The following is a 22,094-nucleotide window of genomic DNA, read 5'->3' as shown; positions in this document are numbered from 1 at the left end:
CCTGACATTACTCTGAAATAAAAAAGTTGGCGAAAATCAGAAGGTTGGCTTACACTTTTCAAAGTTAGGCCGTTATGTTGTTGATTGGTCGAACGAAATCTTTAGCGTTATCACTATGATAACAAGGTATGAATTAGCTTTGAGGGGAGTTTTATGGCGCTCACAAAAGCCGATCTGGCTGAGAACCTATTTGAGAAACTCGGATTCAGTAAAAGGGATGCCAAGGAAACGGTAGAAGTGTTTTTCGAAGAGATTAGAAAATCACTCGAAAGTGGCGAACAGGTAAAACTGTCGGGTTTTGGTAATTTTGATTTGCGCGATAAAAATGAGCGTCCAGGTCGAAATCCTAAAACTGGTGAAGACATTCCCATTTCCGCTCGACGCGTAGTGACATTCCGTCCGGGTCAGAAACTGAAGGCTCGAGTCGAGAACATCAAAGTAGATTAATGTCCTACTGTTAAACAAAAAGACCACCTAGCGTGGTCTTTTTGTTTTTCTATTGGTTGTTTAAAGTCCCTGTCGAGTTTATTACGCTGCTCGAATATTCGTTGTGATGTATGGTTGCCACGCGTTCTGATACAGCTCCATCGATTGACGTCTTAGGCTGGCAATCTGTGCGGTTTCAAACTCGTTGAGCTCGCGTTTTTCAGCAGCCGCTCGTCGTTCAATACCTTGGACGATTTCATATAGATCGTGTTCAGGGCCACTTTTCACGTCGGCGATGTCTTTAAGGTGAAGTTGGACTTCAGCAATAATCCCGGTTTTAGGCAGTTTCACCAACATATTCAGGTCACGGTATCCGGACGCTGCAGGGTTTTTAAAGCGGTTTTTTACACGCACGACTTGCGCTTCACGGCTAAGCGCTTCATAGGCGCCTACAAGGCTCTCCACGTCTTTAGCGACGATAGTGCCACGAGCTAGGTCTGTGATTTGGTTTACCTGACCATTAAGTTCAGTATCGATCTTCACCTTTGCACGCTCAGCAGATTTTACGCCTGCGAAGTACGCGTCGGTGTCAGTCAGTAGGGCGGTCGTTTTACAAAGCGCTTCTAGTTCATGTTGAGCTTGGTGGGCTTTGCTGTACAAGATGTCAAAATCGTTATGGGGTTGGAAGGCAGCGCCTTGAACAGCATCGATGCCGTACAAGCCACTAAGACTGTGTTTGAATACAGATGGACAAACTTCGTTTTGCTCTTGCTTTCCTTTTGTTGGGGTGGAATCGGATTGATTAAGCGTAGCCGCAAATGCAGGTGCGCGGCTGAGTACCAATAGCATTAGTGCTGCAGTACGAAGAAACGTGCTCATTCTCTCTCCTAGTTACGTTACAAAAACGGGTACAAAAAAGGCGTTAACGCGCAGGAGTGTTGCTAGTAATAATATGGGGTTCCCATAGGAAAACCCAACACAAACTGTGTAACAGAGTTTGTAAACTGTGATGCCTATCGCTAATAAAAATCTACGCGATTGGGTGTGACATTTTGTCTGCACTCTGTAAACTCTACGTTAACCATTATCTACAGCGAACATGAACCATAAATGAACGATTTTGAACTTTGGCACGACAAATGGGCAGCTAATAAAATTGGCTTCCACTTGGAAGATGTAAACCCGTTACTCATCAAGTATTGGGAGCGTTTATCCCCAAAACGCGAAGACAAGGTTTTTGTCCCACTTTGTGGCAAATCCGAAGATCTTGTCTGGCTTGCCCAACGCCATGAAGATGTTCAAGGTGTTGAACTTAGCCAAATCGCCGTACGTTCATTTTTCGCTGAACATTTCTACACACCGATGGTGACACCGATAAACGGTCAGTTTGAGTTGTATCAGTTTGATGAGCTTAACATCTATGTCGGCGACTACTTTACCGCACCGATTCAACCTGTAGAGCTTATCTATGACCGCGCTGCTCTCATCGCAATGCCGGAAGAGTTACGAACACAGTACGTTGAGAAACTTAAACAGTCTCTGAAACCGGGTGGTCGCATTCTTCTTATCACGCTTGATTATGTTCAAAGTGAAATGGCGGGCCCTCCTTACAGCGTACCAAACTCAGAAGTGGCGCAGCACTTCGGCGATGAGTTTGAAGTGACACTTCTAGAGCGTGAAGAAGCAGATAGTAATCACCGTCGAATTCAGCAAGGATTGACCCGCTTTGCTGAAGAGGTTTGGTTGATCACACATCAAGGTTAATCTTTATGTGAGCGGCAATAACACTCTGATTGCCGCTCTTGTCTCTACTCTTTTACTGCTTCACTAATTCTCCTGCTCCCAGTTCAGCCTCCACCGCAGCTTTCAACATGTTGTGGATGACTTTCGATGCAACGAGCGCTACACCAATCATGACAACCGCCATAACAGTTAGCAACTGAAAGTATTCCCCGTACACAGTTTGAGCGATATGTTGGGTAAGTTGTTGCCCCTTTTCTAGAGCGATATTGGTCGATAGCGCTGCTCCAACAATACCGCTTAAAGCGATCGCGACAGAGAACAAACTCACAGAGAAGTTCTCGATGTGATGTGGTGCAACCGACAAGATAAAGGCCACAACCATAGAGCCAACCACGACTTCAGCCATCGCTTGGAAGAAGTGAACTGCGAGGAAAACTTCAGGTCTGATGGCAACGTCTTCGCCAACGGTTGAGATAAAGTAGGTTAAGATACCAAATGCAATCGCAGTAAAGACAAACGCTGCGGCGATCTTGGTCGATGTCGACAAGTGAATATTGTTTTTTTCTAGGCGGCTAAATAGGGTCGCGATAATCGGACCACCTACCATACACCACAATGGGTTCATTGCCATTGCGGCTTCTGGTTCGAGTGGAATGAAACCAAACAACTCACCTTTAAGTGTGTTCATGGCAACAATGTTCATCGATGTCATCATTTGACCGTAGTAGACGAAAAAGCATGTCGTCAGAAATGTCATAATGAGGATGGTGCCCATTTTTAGTCGCTCAGAGCGCGTCACCTTAAACATCAAAAACACAAAGTATCCAATGGCAGCGACTCCAATGGCATACACAATGTTCTGGCCGACATCCATGTTGGAGAACATAAAGAACACCAATGCAATCATAGCGGCCGATAGAGCAAAAAAGATCCCCCAAGCTCTCAGCGATACGTGTTCGGTATCAATTGGCTTTCCAAGTGGTTTGAACTTTTTGTTCAGTGTTATCAGCACGAACAAAGCAACAACAGCCATCAGAGCAGATAGCGCAAATCCGCCGCTAAATCCGATATAGAGCGTGATCATTGGGAACAGGTATTGTCCTAAGAATGCACCGATATTGTTGACCGAGTAGTTAATCGGAAAGCCATGCTCAAATTCTTTTTGAGTGGCAAACGTGCGCTTGTAAAGGCTAGGGTAAGACGGAGACATCAAGCCACGTCCGTAACTTGCCAGCGCGATACCTGCCATCGCCATAGGAACATGAAGCGTCGTAGCGCCTAGGACCAAAAGTAGATAACCTAGTGTAAATGCAGCATAGCTGATGGTGAGCGAGCGGTAGGCGCCTAGTAACTTATCGGCAATAAACCCGCCAGCGATGGCAAATAGGGGACCAATAGCGGCGAAAGCGCCAACTACCATCATGGTATCGGCTTCACTGTAGTTAAGGTCTTCTAGAAAGAATCGCGTCAGGCTGACTAAAACGCCATAGAACGATAGACCAAATAGCATCTGGCAGACCATCATGGATTTGTTTAGCTTGTTCCACATAGTTGGCTTCTTAAGGTTGGAAATAGAGGCCGGTATTTTAGAAGAGATGCTAGTGACGCCTAACTCGCCTATGTAGGATCGCACCCTGCAAGCGATGTTGATGTAAAACGATGCGCGCGTTCGCTTGATGAACAAGTGGTAAATGAAAAAATGCCAGAGTTTACACCCTAATGCCGTTCACTTAAGGTGAGCGGCATTGTTTTTTCTAGGATATCGGCTTGGTTTTTTCTTCACTACTCTAGGGAAGGATCTTTCCCGTCTTGGCTCTAATATTAAACTCTCGCTTATTGAGTAAAAGTTCTGGAGTTGCCTAGGTATTGCTCCTGGTGACGAATATGGAAGGCCGACTAGTAAGCGCATAATATGGGCTAATGCACCGTTGAAGCTTAGTTGGTATGGCAGGTAATCTCCATTCAACGTGTGACACATTTGAACCATTTGATACCTGACCAAGTTATACGTTAGCAAGATTCCCCATAGCTCTTGCTTCACTAATTCTGGAAGTCGACTTCTTAGTGTAAGGCGGTTGCCAAGCATATATTGTTTTTGTTCTCTGTATCCGAGCTCAATTTCCCAGCGGTATCCATAAAGACCAACTATGTCTGATTTTGGGTAAAGCATCGGGTCGGTCATTGAGGTAAGAACATCATATGACTTGCCATTCTTGACCCTCGTGATTAGACGGACAACAACTTCATGTTCTAGCGTTGGCCATTTCTTGCGAGCTTGCGGGTTACTCTTCAGTTTAATGAGTTTATCTTGTCGACCAAGGGACTGAACGACTTCATAATTTAATCCCTTTTTCATTGGGATAAGCCAATGTCGATTTACACCTTTAGCGCTCCACTCCTGAAGTAACCCAAGAGAGTAAAAGCCTTTATCGAAAAGGGTTAGACTGTTGTCGGGAGTCGTTTCTATTAGTTGCTCGGCCAGCGTCATTTCATTCACGGTATAGCAGTCGAAAGCGCTGCCTGTGATTAGATGACTGCTTAGTTCCATCTGGCACACCATACGTAGCTGAGGGTACTGTGTTTCTTTACCATCACGATTGGTAGGCTTTGCAAAAGCCTCGGCATTATCATTAGTATCCTCTGTTCGCCACAAAACTCCATCAACACCAAGCAGTGTGAGTCCGTTCCAGTTGGGTAGTCTTGCATGCTCAAACCAATGTCTTTGCGTACACTTAAATAGGGCTTTAGTCGCTGCTTCGCCGAGATTTTTTCTACGCTGTGTTAATGCACTCGGGGCAACAAACGGCTTACCTGAGCGGTCGACAATATCGAGCATATTGATGATATCGGCCATAGATTTGTCGTTATAAATAGCCATCCCGACCAACAGCCATGCCATCGATTCCAAAGTCAGTTTTCGCTTTCTAAGAGTGACTGTATCTGTCAGCTCATAGGCATCTTTGATGAGCTCAATCGGTAGGAGGTCTGCGAGAGTTTCGACTTGATTAGGTTTGTAGCTATTTATGATATCGAGGGCTTGAGAAACGTGCATAAAAAAATCCGATAAACAGGGTCTATCGGATTTTTACACACTGGGGGGATCATTCAATTGATCTGCCGATTAATGTTTAACTGATCGGCATTAGAGTTTACACCCTGGCATTTGGTTTACTGTTAGTTTGTAATCAGCTTAAATAGTGGAGCTACTCAGTCTGATTATTTCGCTACGTTGCCTAGTTTCAACCAAGTATCAATCACCGTATCTGGGTTTAGTGATACAGAGCTAATACCTTGTTCCATTAACCACTCTGCAAGATCATCGTGATCCGATGGACCTTGGCCACAAATACCAACGTATTTGCCTGCTTTGGTGGCAGCATCAATAGCCATCTTCAGCATCGCTTTTACTGCTGGGTTGCGCTCATCAAAGAGATGCGCCACGTCGCCAGAGTCACGGTCAAGACCGAGCGTTAGCTGAGTCATGTCGTTTGAGCCAATTGAGAAGCCATCGAAGTACTTCAAGAACTCTTCTGCAAGAACCGCATTTGATGGTAGCTCACACATCATGATGACTTTAAGGCCTTGTTCACCACGACGAAGCTCAAACTTCGCAAGTAGGTCGATAACTTGAGCGGCTTCGCTAGGCGTGCGAACAAATGGGATCATGATTTCAACGTTCTTCAGTCCCATCTCATTACGAACGCGTTTAATCGCTTGGGTTTCAAGCTCAAAGCAGTCTTCAAATACGGGTGAGATATAACGAGAAGCACCACGGAAACCAAGCATTGGGTTTTCCTCGTGTGGTTCAAACTCTTTACCACCCACTAGGTTGCTGTACTCGTTTGACTTAAAGTCAGACATACGGACGATGACACGCTTAGGCCAGAAAGCGGCTGCGATCGTTGAAATGCCTTCAGTCAGCTTGCTGACATAGAAATCGATCGGATCTTTATAACCGCGAATACGCTGAGTGATCTCAGCCTGCAGCTCAGGAGATTGCTGGTCAAAGTTCAGTAGCGCTTTCGGGTGAATACCAATCATCTTGTTAATGATGAACTCAAGACGCGCAAGGCCCACACCTTCGTTAGGGATTTGAGCGAAGTCGAACGCACGGTCTGGGTTACCCACGTTCATCATCACTTTTGTAGGCAGCAGTGGCAGCTCGTCAACAGCAGAGCGGCGGATCTCAAAGTCCAATTCACCTTGATACACGTAGCCTGTTTCACCTTCAGAACATGACACAGTAACCACTGCACCGTCTTCTAGACTGTCGGTAGCGTTACCACAACCCACGATAGCTGGAATGCCAAGTTCACGAGCGATGATCGCTGCGTGACAAGTACGGCCGCCGCGGTTGGTCACAATCGCTGCCGCTTTCTTCATTACTGGTTCCCAGTCCGGGTCTGTCATGTCAGTGACAAGCACATCGCCTTCTTGAACAAGTGACATCTGGTCTAGGGAATCTACTAGGCGAACGGTACCCGTACCGATACGTTGACCAATCGCACGACCTTCAACCAACACATCCGCTTTGTTGTTTAGCTGGAAGCGTTCAATCACGTTTTGCTCGCTTTGAGAACATACCGTTTCAGGACGAGCCTGTACGATGTATAGCTTGCCGTCGATGCCATCTTTCGCCCATTCAATGTCCATTGGACGCTGATAGTGCTTCTCGATGATCATTGCTTGTTTCGCAAGCTCTTTGATCTCCTCGTCGTTCAGAGAGAACTGGTTACGTTCTTCATCAGACGTATCGATGATATCTACCTGTTTGCCAATCTCTTGGTTGTCAGAGTAAACCATCTTGATGAGTTTAGAGCCAAACGTCTTCTTAACGATAGGCGCTTGACCTTGCTCTAATAGCGGCTTGTGAACGTAGAACTCGTCAGGGTTCACGGCGCCTTGTACTACCATCTCACCTAGACCCCAAGCCGAAGTGATAAATACCACTTGGTCGAAGCCAGATTCAGTGTCTAACGTAAACATCACGCCCGAAGACGCTTTGTCTGATCGAACCATTCGTTGAATACCCGCTGATAGCGAGATACCACGATGGTCAAATCCTTGGTGTACACGATAGGAAATCGCTCTGTCGTTAAACAGAGACGCGTAGACATGCTTAGTGGCTTCAAGTACTGCATCAATGCCTTTTACGTTCAAAAAGGTTTCTTGTTGACCCGCAAAGGAGGCATCAGGAAGATCTTCAGCAGTTGCGGAGGAGCGCACTGCGACAGAAAGTTCTTCATTGCCTTCGATGAGTTCTTGATAGTTAGTTCGAATATCCTGCTCTAGGTCAGCAGGGAAGGGGGCTTCTAATACCCATTGACGGATGGTCGCGCCTGTCTTACGCAGTGCGTCAACATCATCAACATCAAGTTCGTCTAATAGTCCGTGAATGCGCTCATCCAATCCTTCGAAATCGAGGAATTGGTTGAAGGCATAGGACGTAGTCGCAAAGCCATTTGGCACTGAAACACCCGCGTTAGCAAGATTAGATACCATCTCGCCAAGCGAAGCATTTTTGCCGCCGACCTTATCGACATCGTCCATGGACAGACCATTGAACCAAAGGGTGTTGTTTTGCATGTCTTTCTCCAGAAACATTGCAGCTGTAGGATATAGCAAACGATTACGTATTCAGTGAAAAAATAGTTAACTATTTTTACAAACTGTGGGGGAACGTTATTGAATGCTAGGGTTTGTTATCGATATTATGTAATGCATCCTACTTAAATTAATTTGAAAAATTAAATAAAAAATGAAAAATGATAGTCAAAGTCGTGACGTATTCTACGTTTCTGACGGTACAGCGATTACTTGTGAGACATTGGGACACGTAGTCCTAGGTCAATTTCCATTCAAAGCCAAAGAAAAGACATTCCCCTTCGTAGAGAGCACGCATAAGCTCGATGAACTCATTAGAGAAATTAATCAATCTTATGAACGTAACGGTGTGAAACCTTTAGTGTTTTTCTCGATTGTGGTGCCTGAAATTCGAGCAGGATTACTTGCTTCGCAAGCGTTTTGTTACGATGTGTTAGAAAGTTTGGTAGCTCAAGTTAAAAGTGATTTACAACTGGAACCAAAGCCAAAATTGCAGCGTTCACACAGTGTAGGGAAAGATTCCGCTAAGTATTTCGACCGCATTGCCGCTGTCGAATACACCTTAGCGCACGATGATGGCGTTTCACTGAAAAACCTAGAGCAGGCAGACTTAATACTTCTGGGTGTGTCGCGTAGTGGCAAAACGCCAACAAGTCTTTATCTAGCGATGCAGTTTGGTCTTCGAGTCGTTAACTACCCATTTATCGACGACGACATCAAGCGACTGCGTCTAATGCCAGAGTTTGAGATCCATAGGCATAAACTGTTTGGCTTAACGATCAACCCTGAGCGCCTGACCGAAATCCGCGAAAATCGATTGGCGGGTAGCGAGTATGCGAGCACAGAGCAGTGTTTACAGGAGCTAGCGAGTGTCGAAGCTTTGTTTAGGCGCGAAGCTATCCCTTATATCAACACCACATCGCTGTCAGTCGAAGAGATCTCGACTCGGGTACTTGAACGCGCTGGGTTGAAACGTCGAGTGTTCTAGCTGTAGACTGGATGCAAACTCGGGTAGGCGTATTCAGTAGTGTGTGGATAAGCTTCGCTTCGAAATGAATCTAAAATCCTCAACTTGAGTCGTCACTGGTGAAGAACAGAGTACTAACTCACAGCGCTGTTCTTCGCTAACCGATACAATGTACTCAGATTAATCCAATTAAGAATATAGTTTTAACATGTTGAGTTTTGTGTTGTTGAGCTGCGTTGTCGTCTCTGTTGTCGCCTATCTATGTCTGACTAAAATAGCGAGCTTTAAAAGTCGGATTGGTTATTCAATCCTCTCAAGCTTGGTGATTGTCGGTTTGTCTTTTTTGATTTGGAGCCAATGGCGAATGCCACTGCCTCAACAAGAAATGCAACAAGAGCGTCCCAACCATCAAAGTGCCATGATTGACCTGCAAAACTCTCTAACTGAGTCTCCTAACGATTCTGAATCGTGGTTTAAGCTAGGTCAGCTTTATATGCAAAGCTTGGAGTTTGATTCCGCGGCTACCTGTTTCAATTATTCCATTCGCCTCTCTAGTATGTCTTATGCTGGTCAATATGCTGCGTTAGCAACCGCGCTGTATTACCAGTCTTCTCAGTCTATTACACCGGATATTCAGCGTTACCTAGATAAGGCACTAGAACTAGACAGTGACAACGACACAGCGTTGCAACTTATCGCTTCGGATTACTTTTTGAATGCGGATTACGATGAGGCGATTCGTGTGTGGACTCAGATTTTAGATTCGAACAGAGTGGGTATCGATAGGGCTACAATCATCGAGAAGATCAATCAAGCCAAGGGAATGCGGTAACCACCATATAGGAAGTGGCTACCGTGTCTAGCAAGTTCTAGCCGTGGGTGTAGACAAACCCACCATACATATACTTAGTGGCTTCCGCCCCTAAGATAACCACTTTGCTTCCTTGGGATAGCTTCCCGCCGTTTACGAGTTTAGAGAAACTGCACCAAATCGCGGCTGAGCCGAGGTTACCCCAATGTTTGGCATCGTTGACGATCTTATTTGGATCGATGTCTAGCGCCTCGGCTAGCATGATGTCTATTCGTCCACTGGCTTGGTGGGGAATAATATAGTCAAAGTCATTCAGCTCGTAGCCTCGACTTCTTAAAGCCAAAATACTGGCTTGAAATAGCGCTTCGCCACTTTTTCTCACATTCGTGGCATCGTGATGAAAGCGCGCTTTGCCCTCTTGGGTATACACCGATATAGAACCGCCATCGAGAGATAAACCGGGTGACTGCTCAACACCAATCTGTCCGGTGAAACAGTCAGAAATCTTACCCATTCCTTGCTCACTTTCCGGAGCAATAATAACACCGCCAGCACCATCGCCCATTTGCATGTAATTAACGAGCTGTGACTGGTCGAGAAAGTCTTCGTTATAGTCAAAGTAGACTGACCCTGTTTCACTGCCAACGATCATCACTGGTTTTTGGAGCATAGCGAGACGTGGGATAGCGATTTGCAATCCACTAGAAAAACCGGTGCACGCCTGCCTTAATTCCATAAACGGGCCATGATAGCGAAGCTTTTCCGCTACCCAAGCGATGCTAGGCGGGAGCTGTGTGTCTGGGGTGGTAGTGTGTCCTATCAGATAATCGATGGCGTCCAAACGGGTATTGGATTGCTCAAGTAGATTGCCTATCACACTCACTACAAGATCGGAGTTACTTGGCGTAGGGACGCTGGTGTGGGAATAAATACTTCGTGAAAAGTGACGACCTTCAATTCCTAAGAATGGTGCGATACGAGCTGCAACTTTCGCGTATCTTTTGCCTGATAGACGTTCGAGTGCGTCAAGCAGTTGTGCGTTGGTAAGGTGCTGATCTGGAAACAAATGGTTTGCTGCGAGCAGCGACACACTGCCCGGTAAGAAAGTCGCGCTCATTGATTAACTCTCCCTAGAATCAAAGATATGCTCGATAGTAATGCCTAGCTCTTCGAAGGCTTCTCGCTCGCTATTCAATAGTTTGTATAACTTCTCGGAAATGAGTGTGTTGAGGGCTTTCCATTCTGAGCGGTCGTAGCCTAGCGCTAAAGCATGCTGTCTGGCTGCGGTAACGTGTCGTGCTTCATCTTGTTTAATGGAACGACACAAGAGCACAAACGGATGATGTGGGTCTAATCGGCCTTTTTCTAGATACAACATTATTTTGCAGACCAAGGCATCAAGACAAGCGATCTGCGCGAAATGTTCTTCAAATGTCTTCCTTGAACCAAGCGACGCGAAAAAGCGTTGGCTGCGTCGCTTTATCGCAACAACGTCTTCGGGTAACGCTAACTGTGACTGCACCAACTCAAGCGCATCCTCATGATACTGTTCATCGGCAACAATTCGCTCAAAGTCGTCACGAGCAGAGGCAAGTGATTCAGGCAACTCACGCTGAGATTCGTTATAGAACACCCACTGTGAGCTTTGTTCGCCACAGACTAGCAAGGGAAGAAGACGTGAAAGGGCGGTTTTCTGAGAATCCGTGAACTCTAACCTTGTATCACGATATTCATGGAGCCAGTACTTCACAGGGCTCTCACTTACACCTTCAAATGGAACAGACGGAAAACATGGCTTCATGGGCACTCTCAAAATCCTTTTTACAACACACACTATACGTAGACCGGAGTCCGCTCGATTTCTTTCCTTAAAATCGCAAAGTTTTTGCCTAATCGTTGAATAAGTCCCTAGACATAATGTAGTTAATTTTTACTGAGTTTACTTCTATGATGAAAGGGCTTTATGCGTTCCTATATCGGAGATGAGATATGACAGACATTCCCAACGGTTTAGTCGAAGGACGAGTACTTGCGAAAAAGCAGTGGACTCACAATTTGTTCAGTCTTGAAGTTTCAGCGCCCATAGAACAGTACGTAGCAGGTCAGTTTACAAAACTGGGTCTGCGTAATGAAGAGGGCGAGTGGGTGCGCCGAGCCTACTCTATGGTAAATCACCCTAACCATGAATATGGCTATCAGCATCTGGAATTCTTAATTATTGCCGATAGCGACGGACAATTGTCGCCAAAACTTAATCAGCTTGATTCTGGTGATCCAGTCTTTGTAGGAAAACAGCCTTCGGGGTTTATGACTATTGAAGAAGTACCTGACTACGCGCGAGATTTGTGGATGCTCTCTACAGGTACGGCGATCGGTCCTTTTCTGTCTATGCTAGATGACGAAACACTAACAAGCCGGTTTGACAATGTGGTGCTGGCTCATGCAGTCAGAACTGCAGACGAATTGGTTTATGCTGACACCATTAAGGATGCCTTATCTAGGTTGGGGGAAAAATTTAAGTTTGTTTCGATTGTATCCCGTGAGCATCACGAGCAGAGTTTGTCAGGGCGGATACCAGAGCTTCTGTTGAGCGGTGAGCTACAGACAAAAGTAGGGATGAATTTACAGGCACCAGAAAGTTTCGTGTTTATGTGTGGTAATCCGGCGATGGTCAAAGACACGAGCTCCGCGTTAACAGAGCTTGGTTTAAACAAACATCTGCGCAAAAAACCAGGGCACTTCTCTAGTGAGAATTATTGGTAATACTAGTAGGTGTAGCCTAGTCCAAAGTAGGCTGCCTCTAGACCTGTGTTGTAACCAACGTCTGCTGTGAAGCCTGTGACCCCCGTTTTAATTAACAGACCTATGTTGCCGTTGAAGCGTAGGTTTGATTCATAAGTTTTAAAAGGCAGATCTGAAATCTTCTCTTCACTTCGGTTGGCAACCCCGATACCCGCGTAGCCCACAAAGTTATCGCTTAGAGACTTAACCAGACCCACGTTGAGACCAAAGTCGTCATTGTTGGGACCAGTGCCACCGGCGAGGTTGGCGTAGAAACCGTAACTTAGGTTTCTGTCGTAATACAAACCGACGCCAAAACCACCTTCGCTCGTCGTGCCGACAGAGACACTGTTGTAGGTGCCCGCAAAAGAGAACGACGAAGCTAAACATAAACTGATCAAAAGACGTCTTTTCATGGGGTTCCTTTAGAGTATGAATGACTCATGCCTTTCGAAACACAAAGCGGTTTCAGATACTTACGTACTAAACATTCTAGCAAAAAGCCCCAACCAATGGGTTGGGGCTTACAGTTATCTCGAATGGATCACACATTCATTCTTTAACAAAGCGAGTAGATAGCCAATAACATTAGTAATCAGCCTCGCGAGCCGCTGCTTCTTTGTCCCATTCTGGTACCACAGTTTCAAGGAAGTGTTTTTTCTCAGCGTTCATCTTGTCCATATCCATTCCAAGAGCTTGTTGCGCTTTCTCTTTAGTAGAGATGTCAGGAATTTCGATCGGGTCAGTAATGCCTTTCTTCGCAAGCAAACGAATCAGTTTCGCACGAGCATCTGCCGCTTTGTCTACTGAGGTACCGAGTACTTCAAGTGCAACTTCAGGGGCATGCATGTGGACACCATGAGAAGCGATTGCGTAGTCCCAACGCCATTGTGCGTGACGAATATCCATTAGGATTGGTTTCATCTCTTCTTCTGTTGCGCCTGCATCCCATGCTGCGCCAGCTTCAAAGTGCGCAGCAACGATTTGTTTCTCAGCAGTCAGTTTCATGTTTAGCACTTGCGCTTTGCGGGTAGATACGATGCCTTGTAGCTGCTCTTTACTTTGAGTGTGGCAGTTTGCACACGTATCTTCGAAGCGGTCAAATGGGTTGCCTACTTTATGGTCTGTGTAAACCGTACCATCTTCTTTCGTTACTTTCGGCATGTGACAATCAACACAAACTACACCGTTTTTGCCATGGATACCGTCACGCCATGTTTCATAGCCCGGGTGCTGTGCTTTTAGCATTGGTGCTTTAGAAACGGCATGTTGCCAGTCTTTAAAGTTAAGCGCGTCGTAGTATTGCTCCATTTCTGTTACTGAGGTGCCCATATCCCATGGGAATTTCACAGCCTTCGTTGGACCTGTGAAGTAGTACTCTACGTGACACTGAGCACAGACCGTCGCTTGCTGGTCGAGGCGTGATTGCTCGTCAAACTTTTTACCAATGGCTTCAAACGCACGCTCAACATAGGGTTTTGCAACGGCTAGAGCAGGTTCACCGTTTTTAAACGCATCACTGCGTGTATCGTGACAGTCTGCACAACCGATTGGGTTTGCGATTTGTGAGCCGAGTCTTGCCCATTTTCCTTCGAAATAGCCATCCTCGCCACGTTCATCAATCACGCGACCAACATCAGGGCTTTTACAGCTCCAACATGCCATAGGCATTGGGCCAGATTTCGGATCAGTTGGACCGCCAGTTCTTAAGGTTTGGCGCACGTCGTCAAGGGCGTAGAAGTGCCCGCGCGCTTTGTTGTAGTCTTTCGCGAAACCGTAACCTGCCCACAGGATCACCATATTCGGGTCATGAGCGAGTGCGTCTTCGATCTCGACGCTCTCACTGGTTTGCTTCCAAGAGTGGTATTGGTCAGGGTGGTCTTGTTCGTAGGCCTGATTTCTCGGGTCCATTAACTCTTTTTCAGAGGCAGCAAAAGCGGGCACACTCGCGGCGCCTAATATAGCTAATGCAGCAACGGAACTAATAATCCAGTGCTTGTTCACGATGGTATCTCCATATTCTAATTTTTGAAATGCGTTGTGGGGCGAATTTCCTAAACAAGACTTGGAGATGTCTAACTTATATAGACATATTTATACTAACTCATAGTTCGTAATATTTGATTACAACTCGCGCTATTTACTGTTTTAGATCAATTTATCTAAGTGATTGAGTTCACATCTATTTTTAACTAACCCTAAAGGGGTAGTAGCGGGGCTTTTTAGGTGAAATTGATTCTCATTAAAAACAATGGCTTATGTAAAAGTTCACACACAAATATTGGTGATATTGCTCACTAATTGAACGTTGAGTGCTAGGGGTTTAAGCGGTGTCGTACTACTATTTATTCGTGAAGCGTTGTGGCTCATCCTAAATAAGAATTGATTTCATTTCCGTGTAAATAACAGGCTGGCGGTTATTGGTTTGTTTATTGAAAGGAAAAGTCATTGGTTATTAACCTGATAGGTGAATGTATAGGTTCGCAATATTGGGTTTAAGGAAAGGATACAATGGGCAATGTAAAATTGACCATGGTGATGATGCTTCAGACCCTCCTAGCATTCATTCTCTGTGGTTACTCACTCAATGCCTTAGCCGACGATGCAGCCCTCATTAAAGAAGGGGACTCTACAAGGCATAAGGTGGAGTTGATACGTGATAAGGACTACAAATGTATTCAATGTCACAAAGACTCCAAACAGACTCTGGCAGGCTCGCACGGCGAGAATGTGGTTGAGATCAGAGGTGCGGCACCAAGCTGTACGGACTGTCACAGTAATATCGGAACTGATCATCGTGATGGCGCCTCAACCGTTGTTAAATATCATGCTGCTCAGTCACAGCCGGGCACAGATAAAACATGGCTAGATCCCGAAGCCATTCTCAAAGCAAACAGCCGATGTACTGACTGTCACCAGCCGCAATACTTGCGTGAGGACAGCTGGACTCATGATGTGCACGCGAAGAATCTAACGTGTACCAACTGTCACTCGGTTCACGCAGAAAAAGCGAAAGTGCTCTCTTACGACCACAAAGCAAAAATCAAGATGTGTGTCGATTGCCATAAAGACTTCAATGAAAAACGTGAAGAGGAGGGCAAGTAATATGAGTTGTTCTAGACGAAACTTCCTTGCCGGGACTGGGGCTGTAATATTTACCACAGGTGTGGCAACGACCTCAGTGCTAACAACACGTAACTCAGTCGCAAGTGACGATACCGAAAAAACAGTGCGTTACGGTATGCTTCACGACGAGAATGCCTGTATTGGCTGTACGGCCTGTACCGATGCGTGTCGTGAAGTGAATAAAGTACCCGAAGGCGTATCTAGGCTGGAGATACATCGCTCAGAGCCTATTGGTGAGTATCCTGATGTCGAATATCGATTCACTCGAGAGTCATGTCAGCATTGTGAGAACCCACCTTGTGTTTATGTGTGTCCAACAGGCGCTGCATACAAAGATGAGAAGACAGGCATTATCGACGTGCACAAAGAAAAGTGTGTCGGTTGTGGTTACTGTTTGGCTGCTTGCCCTTATCAAGTGCGCTTTTTCCATCCTGAGAACCACTCAGCGGACAAATGTAATTTCTGCCGCGATACCAATTTGGCGCAGGGCAAACTGCCAGCATGTGTAGAGAGCTGCCCAACCAAAGCACTAGTGTTCGGCGATTTGAACGATCCCAATAGCGACATCAACAAAATGCTGAGTATTAAAGTGATTTATCGCGATAAGGAACATCTGGGTACCAAACCTAAGCTGTTCAAAGCCGCATTCCACAAGGGGGAGGTGTAGTATGAGTACGTGGGAAACAGCCTTTCATTTCGACTCCCTTGTTTGGGACTGGATCATTGCGATCTACCTCTTCTTAGCAGGGATGTCAGCAGGCTCCGCTCTAATTGCCATTTACCTCAAGCGTAAGGTTATCGAAGGCGACCCAGCGCAAAATGGCATCATGAAGGCAATGGCTTGGCTAGCGCCATTCGGCATTATTGTTGGTTTGCTTATCCTGGTATTCCACCTGACCAAGCCGCTTGAGTTCTGGAAAATCATGATTTACTACAACCCGTCATCGGTGATGTCGATGGGGGTCATCTTATTCCAAGTCTATATGGCGGTGTTGTTTGTCTGGATTGGTATGATCTTCAGAAAACCGATCATGGATGTGTTGGGTAGTAAGTTCGATTTTGTTGAGACTATCTTGCTTAAGCTGGAGAAAATTGAAAACGGATTAGAGCTGTTTTTAGGTTTCTTAGCTATCGTTTTGGCGGCGTACACGGGCTTCTTATTGTCTGCGCTTAAAACGTACCCGATGCTAAATAACCCAGTACTGCCAATCTTGTTCTTGTTCTCGAGCTTGTCCTCAGGCGCTGCGGCAAGTTTGCTTTTCGGTATTTTGGTCTTTAAAGAAGACTCTCATAGCCCGAGTGTGAAGTGGGTTCACAGCTTTGAGCGTCCAGTTGTGCTGTTTGAGCTGTTTGTGATTGTCACTTTCTTTACTGGTCTTATTTTTAGTGGTGGTCAAAACGAAGTAGCAGCGTGGAATGCGATTGGAGGTGGCTTTTGGTCTAGCTGGTTCTGGTATGGCGTGATTGGTATCGGGATGTTGTTGCCATTGGGGCTAAACTACTTCAGCCCGGGTGAAGTGAAGTTGAATCACGGCTTTATTCTCGTGGTGACTACCTTGAGTTTGATCGGGGTGTTGATGCTGCGTACGTTTGTGTTGTATGCGGGGCAGATGACGGTGGTTTAGAACTGGTCGTTGATTAAGTTCCCTCGTATTGAGCGGGGGATCTTTGAAAGCATGTTATGTCTGTTTGAGTGTTGATATCGCGTGTTTTCAAAGAGTTGAGTTTTTTGGGATGGTAAGCCGTCCCGTTTGAGGTGTTATGATCGGCTACATAGGACTATTCACATTAATCGCAGTTGCAGTAACGAGCTCATGCGCAGTTTTGCATGGACTGTTGTCTTACGCTAAGCCTCAGCGCTTCGCCGCGAGTGAAATCACCCTAAGCCAATTCTTCAGCACAATATCTTTCTTGTTCGCGTTGAGTGCGATCCTCGTATTGGCCTACGCATTCGCAATTGACGATTTCTCCATTCGCTATGTTTCGGATAACTCCAATCACCAACTCCATCTGGGCTACAAGCTCGCCGCTACATGGGGTGGGCACCAAGGCTCGATGCTGTTTTGGGTTGTGACGCTGTCACTATGGGGTGTCGTCATCGCCTGGTCAAAGCATCGCACCACAGCGAAGAATCACGCAAGTTGGGTTATGCAGTGCATCGTAGCAATCTTCGCTTGGTTTACTCTGGCTGCATCAAACCCGTTCGAGTTAAACGCGGTCATGCCGCTTCAAGGACGTGACTTAAATCCGATGCTCCAAGACATCGGACTTATCATACATCCGCCTTTGCTCTATATCGGTTATGTAGGCTTTGCGTCAGTTCTTGCTATGGCGCTGGGTGCGCTGCTTACAAACCATGTTGACCTTGATTGGATTCCAAGAGCGCGCTCCTACACCTTAATTGCATGGCTGTTTTTGACGGCTGGCATCGCAGTAGGTTCTTGGTGGGCATACTACGAGCTAGGTTGGGGAGGCTGGTGGTTTTGGGATCCCGTTGAAAATGCTTCATTGCTTCCTTGGCTCACATCAACTGCGTTACTGCACACCATGATGGTCGCCCGCAGTAAGCAGCTCATTTTTTGGACCTATTCGTTAGCGTTTATCACGTTTTGTTTGAGTATTCTCGGCACCTTTATTGTGCGCTCTGGGGTGCTTACATCTGTTCATGCGTTTGCGGTTGATCCCACAAAAGGTTTTAGCCTATTAGCGATCTTAACATTGGTCTTTGTCCTAGCTTTTGTTGCTCTTATTTACAGGGTGGAAGCAATCAAGTCGGCAAGTATTACTAGTGTGGTGACCAAACCTTTCTTAGTGCTGATCTCTGCAAATTTGTTTGTACTGGCGACTGCAGTCGTCGTATTTGGCACCTTTTATCCCATGGTTTACGAGCTTGCAGGACTTGGGAATATTTCCGTTGGCGCTCCGTACTTTAATTTGCTCTTTGGGCCCATCGCGATAGTGAGTTTATTCGTTATGGGGGCTGTGCCATTTCTCGGTTGGTCTGGGACAAACGAGAAGCCAAGCATTGGGAAGCCTGTAATCCTGCTGCTTGTTTCACTGCTTTTGGCTTTTGCTATCGTTACCTATAGCACCAAGCACTACGAGCCAGTGGGTGCTGAGTGGTCGAACTGGGCGCTCTTTACTGTTTGGGCAAGCCTTTGGGTGCTAATCCCACATATCGTTTCAGCGATCGCTAAGGTAGGCAAAACATCGCTGTCGGCACTGGTTGCCCATATTGGTATTGCGATAGCCGCGTTCGGATGCGTTATGAATGCCGAGTATTCATACGAAATCACGAAAAGGCTCGGTCCTGGCAGTCAAGCCGACTTTGGAGATTACCAAGTTAGCTATGTTGATACTAATTTGTACATAGGCCGAAACTTTACGGCTGAGCAAGCAGTTATTGAGATTGCTGATAAGGAAAACGACCAACGCACTATGACCGCGACCCCTGAGAAGCGTCATTACTCAGTGCGTGTCATGACTATGACCGAGCCTTCAATGACGCCACTTTGGCATGGTGATATTTATATCTCTTTGGGTGATAAAGTGGATGCGACGGATTACGCCGTTAGGATTCAATTCAAGGCCTTTGTTCGTTGGATTTGGTTTGGTGCGCTATTGGTGTGTCTATCGGCATGCATCGCATTGCTTAGAAAGCCTAAAACAGCCTTAGTTTCACGAAGTTCTTCATTAAGGGAGGCTGTCAATGTTGGATAAACTCCGCATAGCTATTTCTGCTGTCGTTCTGCTAGCTGCATTATTGCTGAGTGCCAGTCATGCATTCGCCAAACAAGCGCACTCTGTCGATCTGTTTGAGTTCGATACGCCCAAACAGCAAAAGCAAGCAATTGATTTGGCGAAAACACTTCGTTGCCCGATGTGCCAAAATCAAAACCTTATCGAGTCCAATTCTCCTGTGGCAAAGGATATTCGATTGCGAGTATTTGAGTTGGTGAAATCAGGAAAGAGCAATCAACAAGTTAAAGCGTATATGGTTGATCGTTACGGTGAGCATGTACTGTATCAACCCTCTATGTCTGGTAAAAATATCCTCTTGTGGGGGATGCCCGTTGCCTTTGCTATGACGTTAGCTGGCTTCATGATTGTTACTATGCGCCGAAATTCCCGCAAATAGCTTGCTTCTATTCAAATACACCATTGATATTAAAGCTTAAATTGTTTATCTCTATAACAAGTTCAAGGATGAAGGAGATAAGCCGCCATGCCGTATTCGGTATCTACTGATAAAAACCATCTCGATATCACACTCATACACCGCTATCTCTCTAACAGTTATTGGGCCAAAGGTGTCCCTTTGTTTGTGGTCGAAAAGTCTATTGAACACTCTTTGTGTTTCGGCGCCTATGACAGCGATGGCAACCAAGTGGGGTTTGCGCGTGTTATTACAGATCGTGCGACGTTTGCTTATCTGAGTGATGTCTTTGTTGTCGATGATAAGCAAGGGCAAGGTATCGCTAAATTAATACTAAGTACCATTGAACAGCATCCTGATCTGCAGGGCTTGAGAAGAACCATGCTTGGCACGGTCGATGCGCATTCTCTTTACCAACAATTTGGATTCCAATCGATTCAAAAGCCGGAGTTCCTAATGCAGAAAAAGGGAATCGAATCCTATGTCTAGTTTTGACCGCCCCAATAACAAAGAATGGTGTAGCGTATTGTTGACTGATGTGCCTCAGCACAAGCCGACAGTGATCGATTGGTATTTTAATGCTTGGGGCAAGCGAGATCTGAATAATACGTTGGAAAGCTATACCCAGAAACTTGAGAGCTTTTTACAAGACGGCTCCATTCCAGCGCATATAGTTATTTGTGATGACGAGCGACTGATTGCGACTGCGCATATTCGTAAACATGAAATACCCAGTTATGTTGACTATGAGGATTGGCTTGGCGGTGTGTATGTGGACTCCGATTATCGAGGTCAAGGTGTTGCGAAAATCGTGGTCAATAGCGTGATCGAAAAAGCCAAAGCCCTTGGGGTTGAGAAGCTCTATCTGCAAACGGAAGATTTGTCCGGCGGTTTATACGCAGAACTCGGATGGAAAAAGCTTCATCACACTAATAGTAAAGGCTGTGAGGTGATAGTCATGGTCAAGGAACTATAATATGACACCTATTCAACGAGAGTTTTTCCAACAGTTTCTCGATACTCTGCCGAATCCTGAAAGCGTCGATATCGACAACGTCATTGCTGAGCACTACTGCGCCGATGAATACAACGCTAACGAATGCGCCAGACTGATCAACGAAGGGATCAAAACCGCATCATGTGGGCTAAAAGCAGGTTGGGATGTCGAAGACGAGCCATTACCTCAAGTAGGCAGCTACTCGATTGTCTTAGATTGGCAACAAAACCCGATATGTGTGATTCAATTAACGTCTGTTGAAGTGTGTCCGTTCAATCAAGTGAGCGAAGAATTTGCACATGCAGAGGGCGAAGGCGATCGCACATACGCTTGGTGGAAAGAGGCGCATATTAAGTTTTTTGAATGGTACGCTAACGAAATTGGAGTTGTGTTTACGCTCGAAAGTGAATTAGTGCTAGAGCGTTTTAAAAAGGTGTATCCAAGCTAAATGAAAAGTATCACTATCCAAACTAAACGTCTTTCTATGGCGCAAATCACCCAAGCTGATTTCGACTTGTTTAAGCGCTTACAGACAGAGGCCAAGGTTATTGAGCTTTGTTTCGACAAACCAAGTGATGAAGAGATACAAGCGAGATTTGATGAGCGTCTACAGACATGGGTCAAAGGCTCAGAACAGTGGCTCTGTTTGGTTATCTCACTAAAGCAAACTAGTGAAACCGTTGGAGTGACCGGCTTTAAAGTCATTGATGGCTGTGCAGAGGTGGGGTATTTGCTTCTGCCCGAATTTCATGGGCGCGGGATTGGTACTGAATCGCTAGAAGCTTTAATCAAATGGGCGAAGCGCGATCTCGATCTCAACAAGTTTTCCGCGATTGTGACAAAAGGAAACAGAGGATCAGAGCGTGTGTTAGAGAAATGCGGCTTTGTGCTGACCAAGGTTGATAAAGACGCCTATCAAATTGGTGGTCAAACCTATGATGACCACATCTTTCACCGCGGCTAATGTCACAAGGAGTGCCCTTTGATTCGTAATGTCACCGCAGCGGATGCGGACGCTATCGCGACGATTTATAACCACTACATAGTCCATTCAACGTGCACGTTTGAAGAAGAAATTGTGTCAGCGCAGCAAATGGCTGAACGTATTGAGACGCTAATTGACTCACAGATGCCTTGGCTTGTGTATGAGCATCAAGGACAAGTGATAGGTTACTGTTATGCCAAGCAATGGAACGCGAGAAGCGCTTATAGGTTTACGGCCGAATCCTCTGTTTATCTTTCACCTGAGTGTCCGACAAAAGGTGTAGGCAGTAGACTCTACGAGCAACTATTTAGCCGATTACGTGACGATGGTATCAAGAACGTCATGAGTGTCATTACACTACCTAACGATCAAAGCACCAGATTTCACCACAAAATGGGCATGGAGCAAGTAGGGCACTTTAAACAAATTGGTTTCAAATTTGATCGTTGGCTAGACGTAGGATACTGGCAAAAAACGCTCTAAGCCTTAGGAGCAACT

The 22,094-nt window shown here is 45.8% G+C and carries 23 protein-coding genes; 15 read left to right on the top strand and 8 right to left on the bottom strand.

All coding sequences use genetic code 11. The features are described 5' to 3' along the window. Positions 1 to 153 precede the first annotated feature (153 nt). Entirely contained in the window at positions 154 to 447 is a 294-nt protein-coding gene (gene ihfA, locus AC6I8U_RS08935; protein ID WP_006074250.1) for an integration host factor subunit alpha, read from the top strand. A gap of 81 nt (positions 448 to 528) precedes the next feature. On the opposite strand, the gene AC6I8U_RS08930 is transcribed toward ihfA, so the two are convergent. Next, positions 529 to 1,305, bottom strand: a complete 777-nt coding sequence (locus tag AC6I8U_RS08930) for a RelA/SpoT domain-containing protein (RefSeq protein ID WP_042475561.1) — start codon at positions 1,303 to 1,305, stop codon at positions 529 to 531. A gap of 231 nt (positions 1,306 to 1,536) precedes the next feature. Between AC6I8U_RS08930 and AC6I8U_RS08925 the strand changes: the two genes are divergently transcribed. Next, positions 1,537 to 2,190, top strand: a complete 654-nt coding sequence (locus tag AC6I8U_RS08925) for a thiopurine S-methyltransferase (protein ID WP_498016598.1) — start codon at positions 1,537 to 1,539, stop codon at positions 2,188 to 2,190. A gap of 52 nt (positions 2,191 to 2,242) precedes the next feature. Here AC6I8U_RS08925 and AC6I8U_RS08920 read toward each other — a convergent pair whose 3' ends face one another. The 3 genes from AC6I8U_RS08920 to ppsA all read right to left on the bottom strand — a co-directional run bounded on the left by AC6I8U_RS08920 (position 2,243) and on the right by ppsA (position 7,773). Next, complete coding sequence (locus tag AC6I8U_RS08920; protein WP_498016597.1) at positions 2,243 to 3,718, bottom strand: peptide MFS transporter; 1,476 nt, start codon at positions 3,716 to 3,718, stop codon at positions 2,243 to 2,245. 177 nt (positions 3,719 to 3,895) lie between these two features. Further along, the gene (locus AC6I8U_RS08915) at positions 3,896 to 5,221 is read right to left on the bottom strand and encodes an IS4 family transposase (protein WP_498016596.1); all 1,326 of its coding nucleotides are present in this window, start codon (positions 5,219 to 5,221) and stop codon (positions 3,896 to 3,898) included. A 164-nt stretch (positions 5,222 to 5,385) separates the two neighbouring features. Continuing rightward, on the bottom strand, positions 5,386 to 7,773 hold the full coding sequence (gene ppsA, locus AC6I8U_RS08910; RefSeq protein ID WP_394152240.1) for a phosphoenolpyruvate synthase: 2,388 nt from the start codon (positions 7,771 to 7,773) through the stop codon (positions 5,386 to 5,388). A 154-nt stretch (positions 7,774 to 7,927) separates the two neighbouring features. Here ppsA and ppsR point away from each other — a divergent pair, with 154 nt between their 5' ends. Together ppsR and AC6I8U_RS08900 are read left to right on the top strand one after the other, a co-directional pair. Continuing rightward, positions 7,928 to 8,761 (top strand): posphoenolpyruvate synthetase regulatory kinase/phosphorylase PpsR, encoded by an 834-nt coding sequence (gene ppsR / locus AC6I8U_RS08905; RefSeq protein ID WP_234493812.1) that lies wholly within the window; start codon positions 7,928 to 7,930, stop codon positions 8,759 to 8,761. Positions 8,762 to 8,948: 187 nt separating this feature from the next. Then, on the top strand, positions 8,949 to 9,572 hold the full coding sequence (locus AC6I8U_RS08900) for a TPR domain-containing protein (protein ID WP_498016595.1): 624 nt from the start codon (positions 8,949 to 8,951) through the stop codon (positions 9,570 to 9,572). A 37-nt stretch (positions 9,573 to 9,609) separates the two neighbouring features. On the opposite strand, the gene AC6I8U_RS08895 is transcribed toward AC6I8U_RS08900, so the two are convergent. Then, the gene (locus AC6I8U_RS08895; RefSeq protein WP_498016594.1) at positions 9,610 to 10,668 is read right to left on the bottom strand and encodes a 3-oxoacyl-ACP synthase III family protein; all 1,059 of its coding nucleotides are present in this window, start codon (positions 10,666 to 10,668) and stop codon (positions 9,610 to 9,612) included. Positions 10,669 to 10,671: 3 nt separating this feature from the next. Then, entirely contained in the window at positions 10,672 to 11,352 is a 681-nt protein-coding gene (locus tag AC6I8U_RS08890) for a hypothetical protein (RefSeq protein WP_498016593.1), read from the bottom strand. A 188-nt stretch (positions 11,353 to 11,540) separates the two neighbouring features. On the opposite strand from AC6I8U_RS08890, the gene AC6I8U_RS08885 reads away from it, so the two are divergent. After that, on the top strand, positions 11,541 to 12,314 hold the full coding sequence (locus AC6I8U_RS08885; protein WP_498016592.1) for a ferredoxin--NADP reductase: 774 nt from the start codon (positions 11,541 to 11,543) through the stop codon (positions 12,312 to 12,314). A 2-nt stretch (positions 12,315 to 12,316) separates the two neighbouring features. Here AC6I8U_RS08885 and AC6I8U_RS08880 read toward each other — a convergent pair whose 3' ends face one another. Both AC6I8U_RS08880 and nrfA read right to left on the bottom strand, forming a co-directional pair. Then, positions 12,317 to 12,748, bottom strand: a complete 432-nt coding sequence (locus tag AC6I8U_RS08880; RefSeq protein WP_128648665.1) for a hypothetical protein — start codon at positions 12,746 to 12,748, stop codon at positions 12,317 to 12,319. 172 nt (positions 12,749 to 12,920) lie between these two features. Continuing rightward, on the bottom strand, positions 12,921 to 14,339 hold the full coding sequence (gene nrfA, locus AC6I8U_RS08875) for an ammonia-forming nitrite reductase cytochrome c552 subunit (RefSeq protein WP_498018342.1): 1,419 nt from the start codon (positions 14,337 to 14,339) through the stop codon (positions 12,921 to 12,923). Positions 14,340 to 14,843: 504 nt separating this feature from the next. On the opposite strand from nrfA, the gene nrfB reads away from it, so the two are divergent. The 10 genes from nrfB (at position 14,844) to AC6I8U_RS08825 (ending at position 22,079) form a co-directional block, all read left to right on the top strand. Then, complete coding sequence (gene nrfB / locus AC6I8U_RS08870; RefSeq protein WP_498016591.1) at positions 14,844 to 15,437, top strand: cytochrome c nitrite reductase pentaheme subunit; 594 nt, start codon at positions 14,844 to 14,846, stop codon at positions 15,435 to 15,437. Position 15,438: 1 nt separating this feature from the next. Continuing rightward, positions 15,439 to 16,125 (top strand): cytochrome c nitrite reductase Fe-S protein, encoded by a 687-nt coding sequence (gene nrfC / locus AC6I8U_RS08865; protein ID WP_498016590.1) that lies wholly within the window; start codon positions 15,439 to 15,441, stop codon positions 16,123 to 16,125. A 1-nt stretch (position 16,126) separates the two neighbouring features. Continuing rightward, positions 16,127 to 17,083, top strand: coding sequence for a cytochrome c nitrite reductase subunit NrfD (gene nrfD, locus AC6I8U_RS08860; RefSeq protein ID WP_234493803.1), 957 nt, complete (start codon positions 16,127 to 16,129; stop codon positions 17,081 to 17,083). A 136-nt stretch (positions 17,084 to 17,219) separates the two neighbouring features. After that, positions 17,220 to 19,178: a heme lyase CcmF/NrfE family subunit gene (locus AC6I8U_RS08855; protein ID WP_498016589.1), complete on the top strand. Its 1,959-nt coding sequence runs from the start codon at positions 17,220 to 17,222 to the stop codon at positions 19,176 to 19,178. Next, positions 19,168 to 19,596 (top strand): cytochrome c-type biogenesis protein, encoded by a 429-nt coding sequence (locus AC6I8U_RS08850; protein ID WP_498016588.1) that lies wholly within the window; start codon positions 19,168 to 19,170, stop codon positions 19,594 to 19,596. Before AC6I8U_RS08855 ends, AC6I8U_RS08850 begins: the two co-directional genes overlap by 11 nt. An 87-nt stretch (positions 19,597 to 19,683) precedes the next feature. Continuing rightward, positions 19,684 to 20,103, top strand: coding sequence for a GNAT family N-acetyltransferase (locus AC6I8U_RS08845; protein ID WP_498016587.1), 420 nt, complete (start codon positions 19,684 to 19,686; stop codon positions 20,101 to 20,103). Beyond that, a complete protein-coding gene (locus AC6I8U_RS08840) occupies positions 20,096 to 20,590 on the top strand; it encodes a GNAT family N-acetyltransferase (RefSeq protein ID WP_498016586.1) in 495 nt (164 codons plus the stop codon). Before AC6I8U_RS08845 ends, AC6I8U_RS08840 begins: the two co-directional genes overlap by 8 nt. 1 nt (position 20,591) lies before the next feature. Further along, positions 20,592 to 21,059, top strand: a complete 468-nt coding sequence (locus tag AC6I8U_RS08835; RefSeq protein ID WP_498016585.1) for an ASCH domain-containing protein — start codon at positions 20,592 to 20,594, stop codon at positions 21,057 to 21,059. Further along, positions 21,060 to 21,575 carry a GNAT family N-acetyltransferase gene (locus tag AC6I8U_RS08830; protein WP_498016584.1) on the top strand — a complete coding sequence of 172 codons (516 nt, stop codon included), beginning with the start codon at positions 21,060 to 21,062 and terminating at the stop codon, positions 21,573 to 21,575. It abuts the gene before it with no gap. Between the two features lie 18 nt (positions 21,576 to 21,593). Continuing rightward, the gene (locus AC6I8U_RS08825) at positions 21,594 to 22,079 is read left to right on the top strand and encodes a GNAT family N-acetyltransferase (RefSeq protein WP_498016583.1); all 486 of its coding nucleotides are present in this window, start codon (positions 21,594 to 21,596) and stop codon (positions 22,077 to 22,079) included. The last annotated feature ends 15 nt before the right edge of the window (positions 22,080 to 22,094 follow it).

The sequence above is a fragment of the Vibrio sp. KUL80 genome (assembly GCF_059725495.1).
Note: the sequence above shows the minus strand (reverse complement) of the source record. Positions and strands in the feature narration are given on the sequence as shown.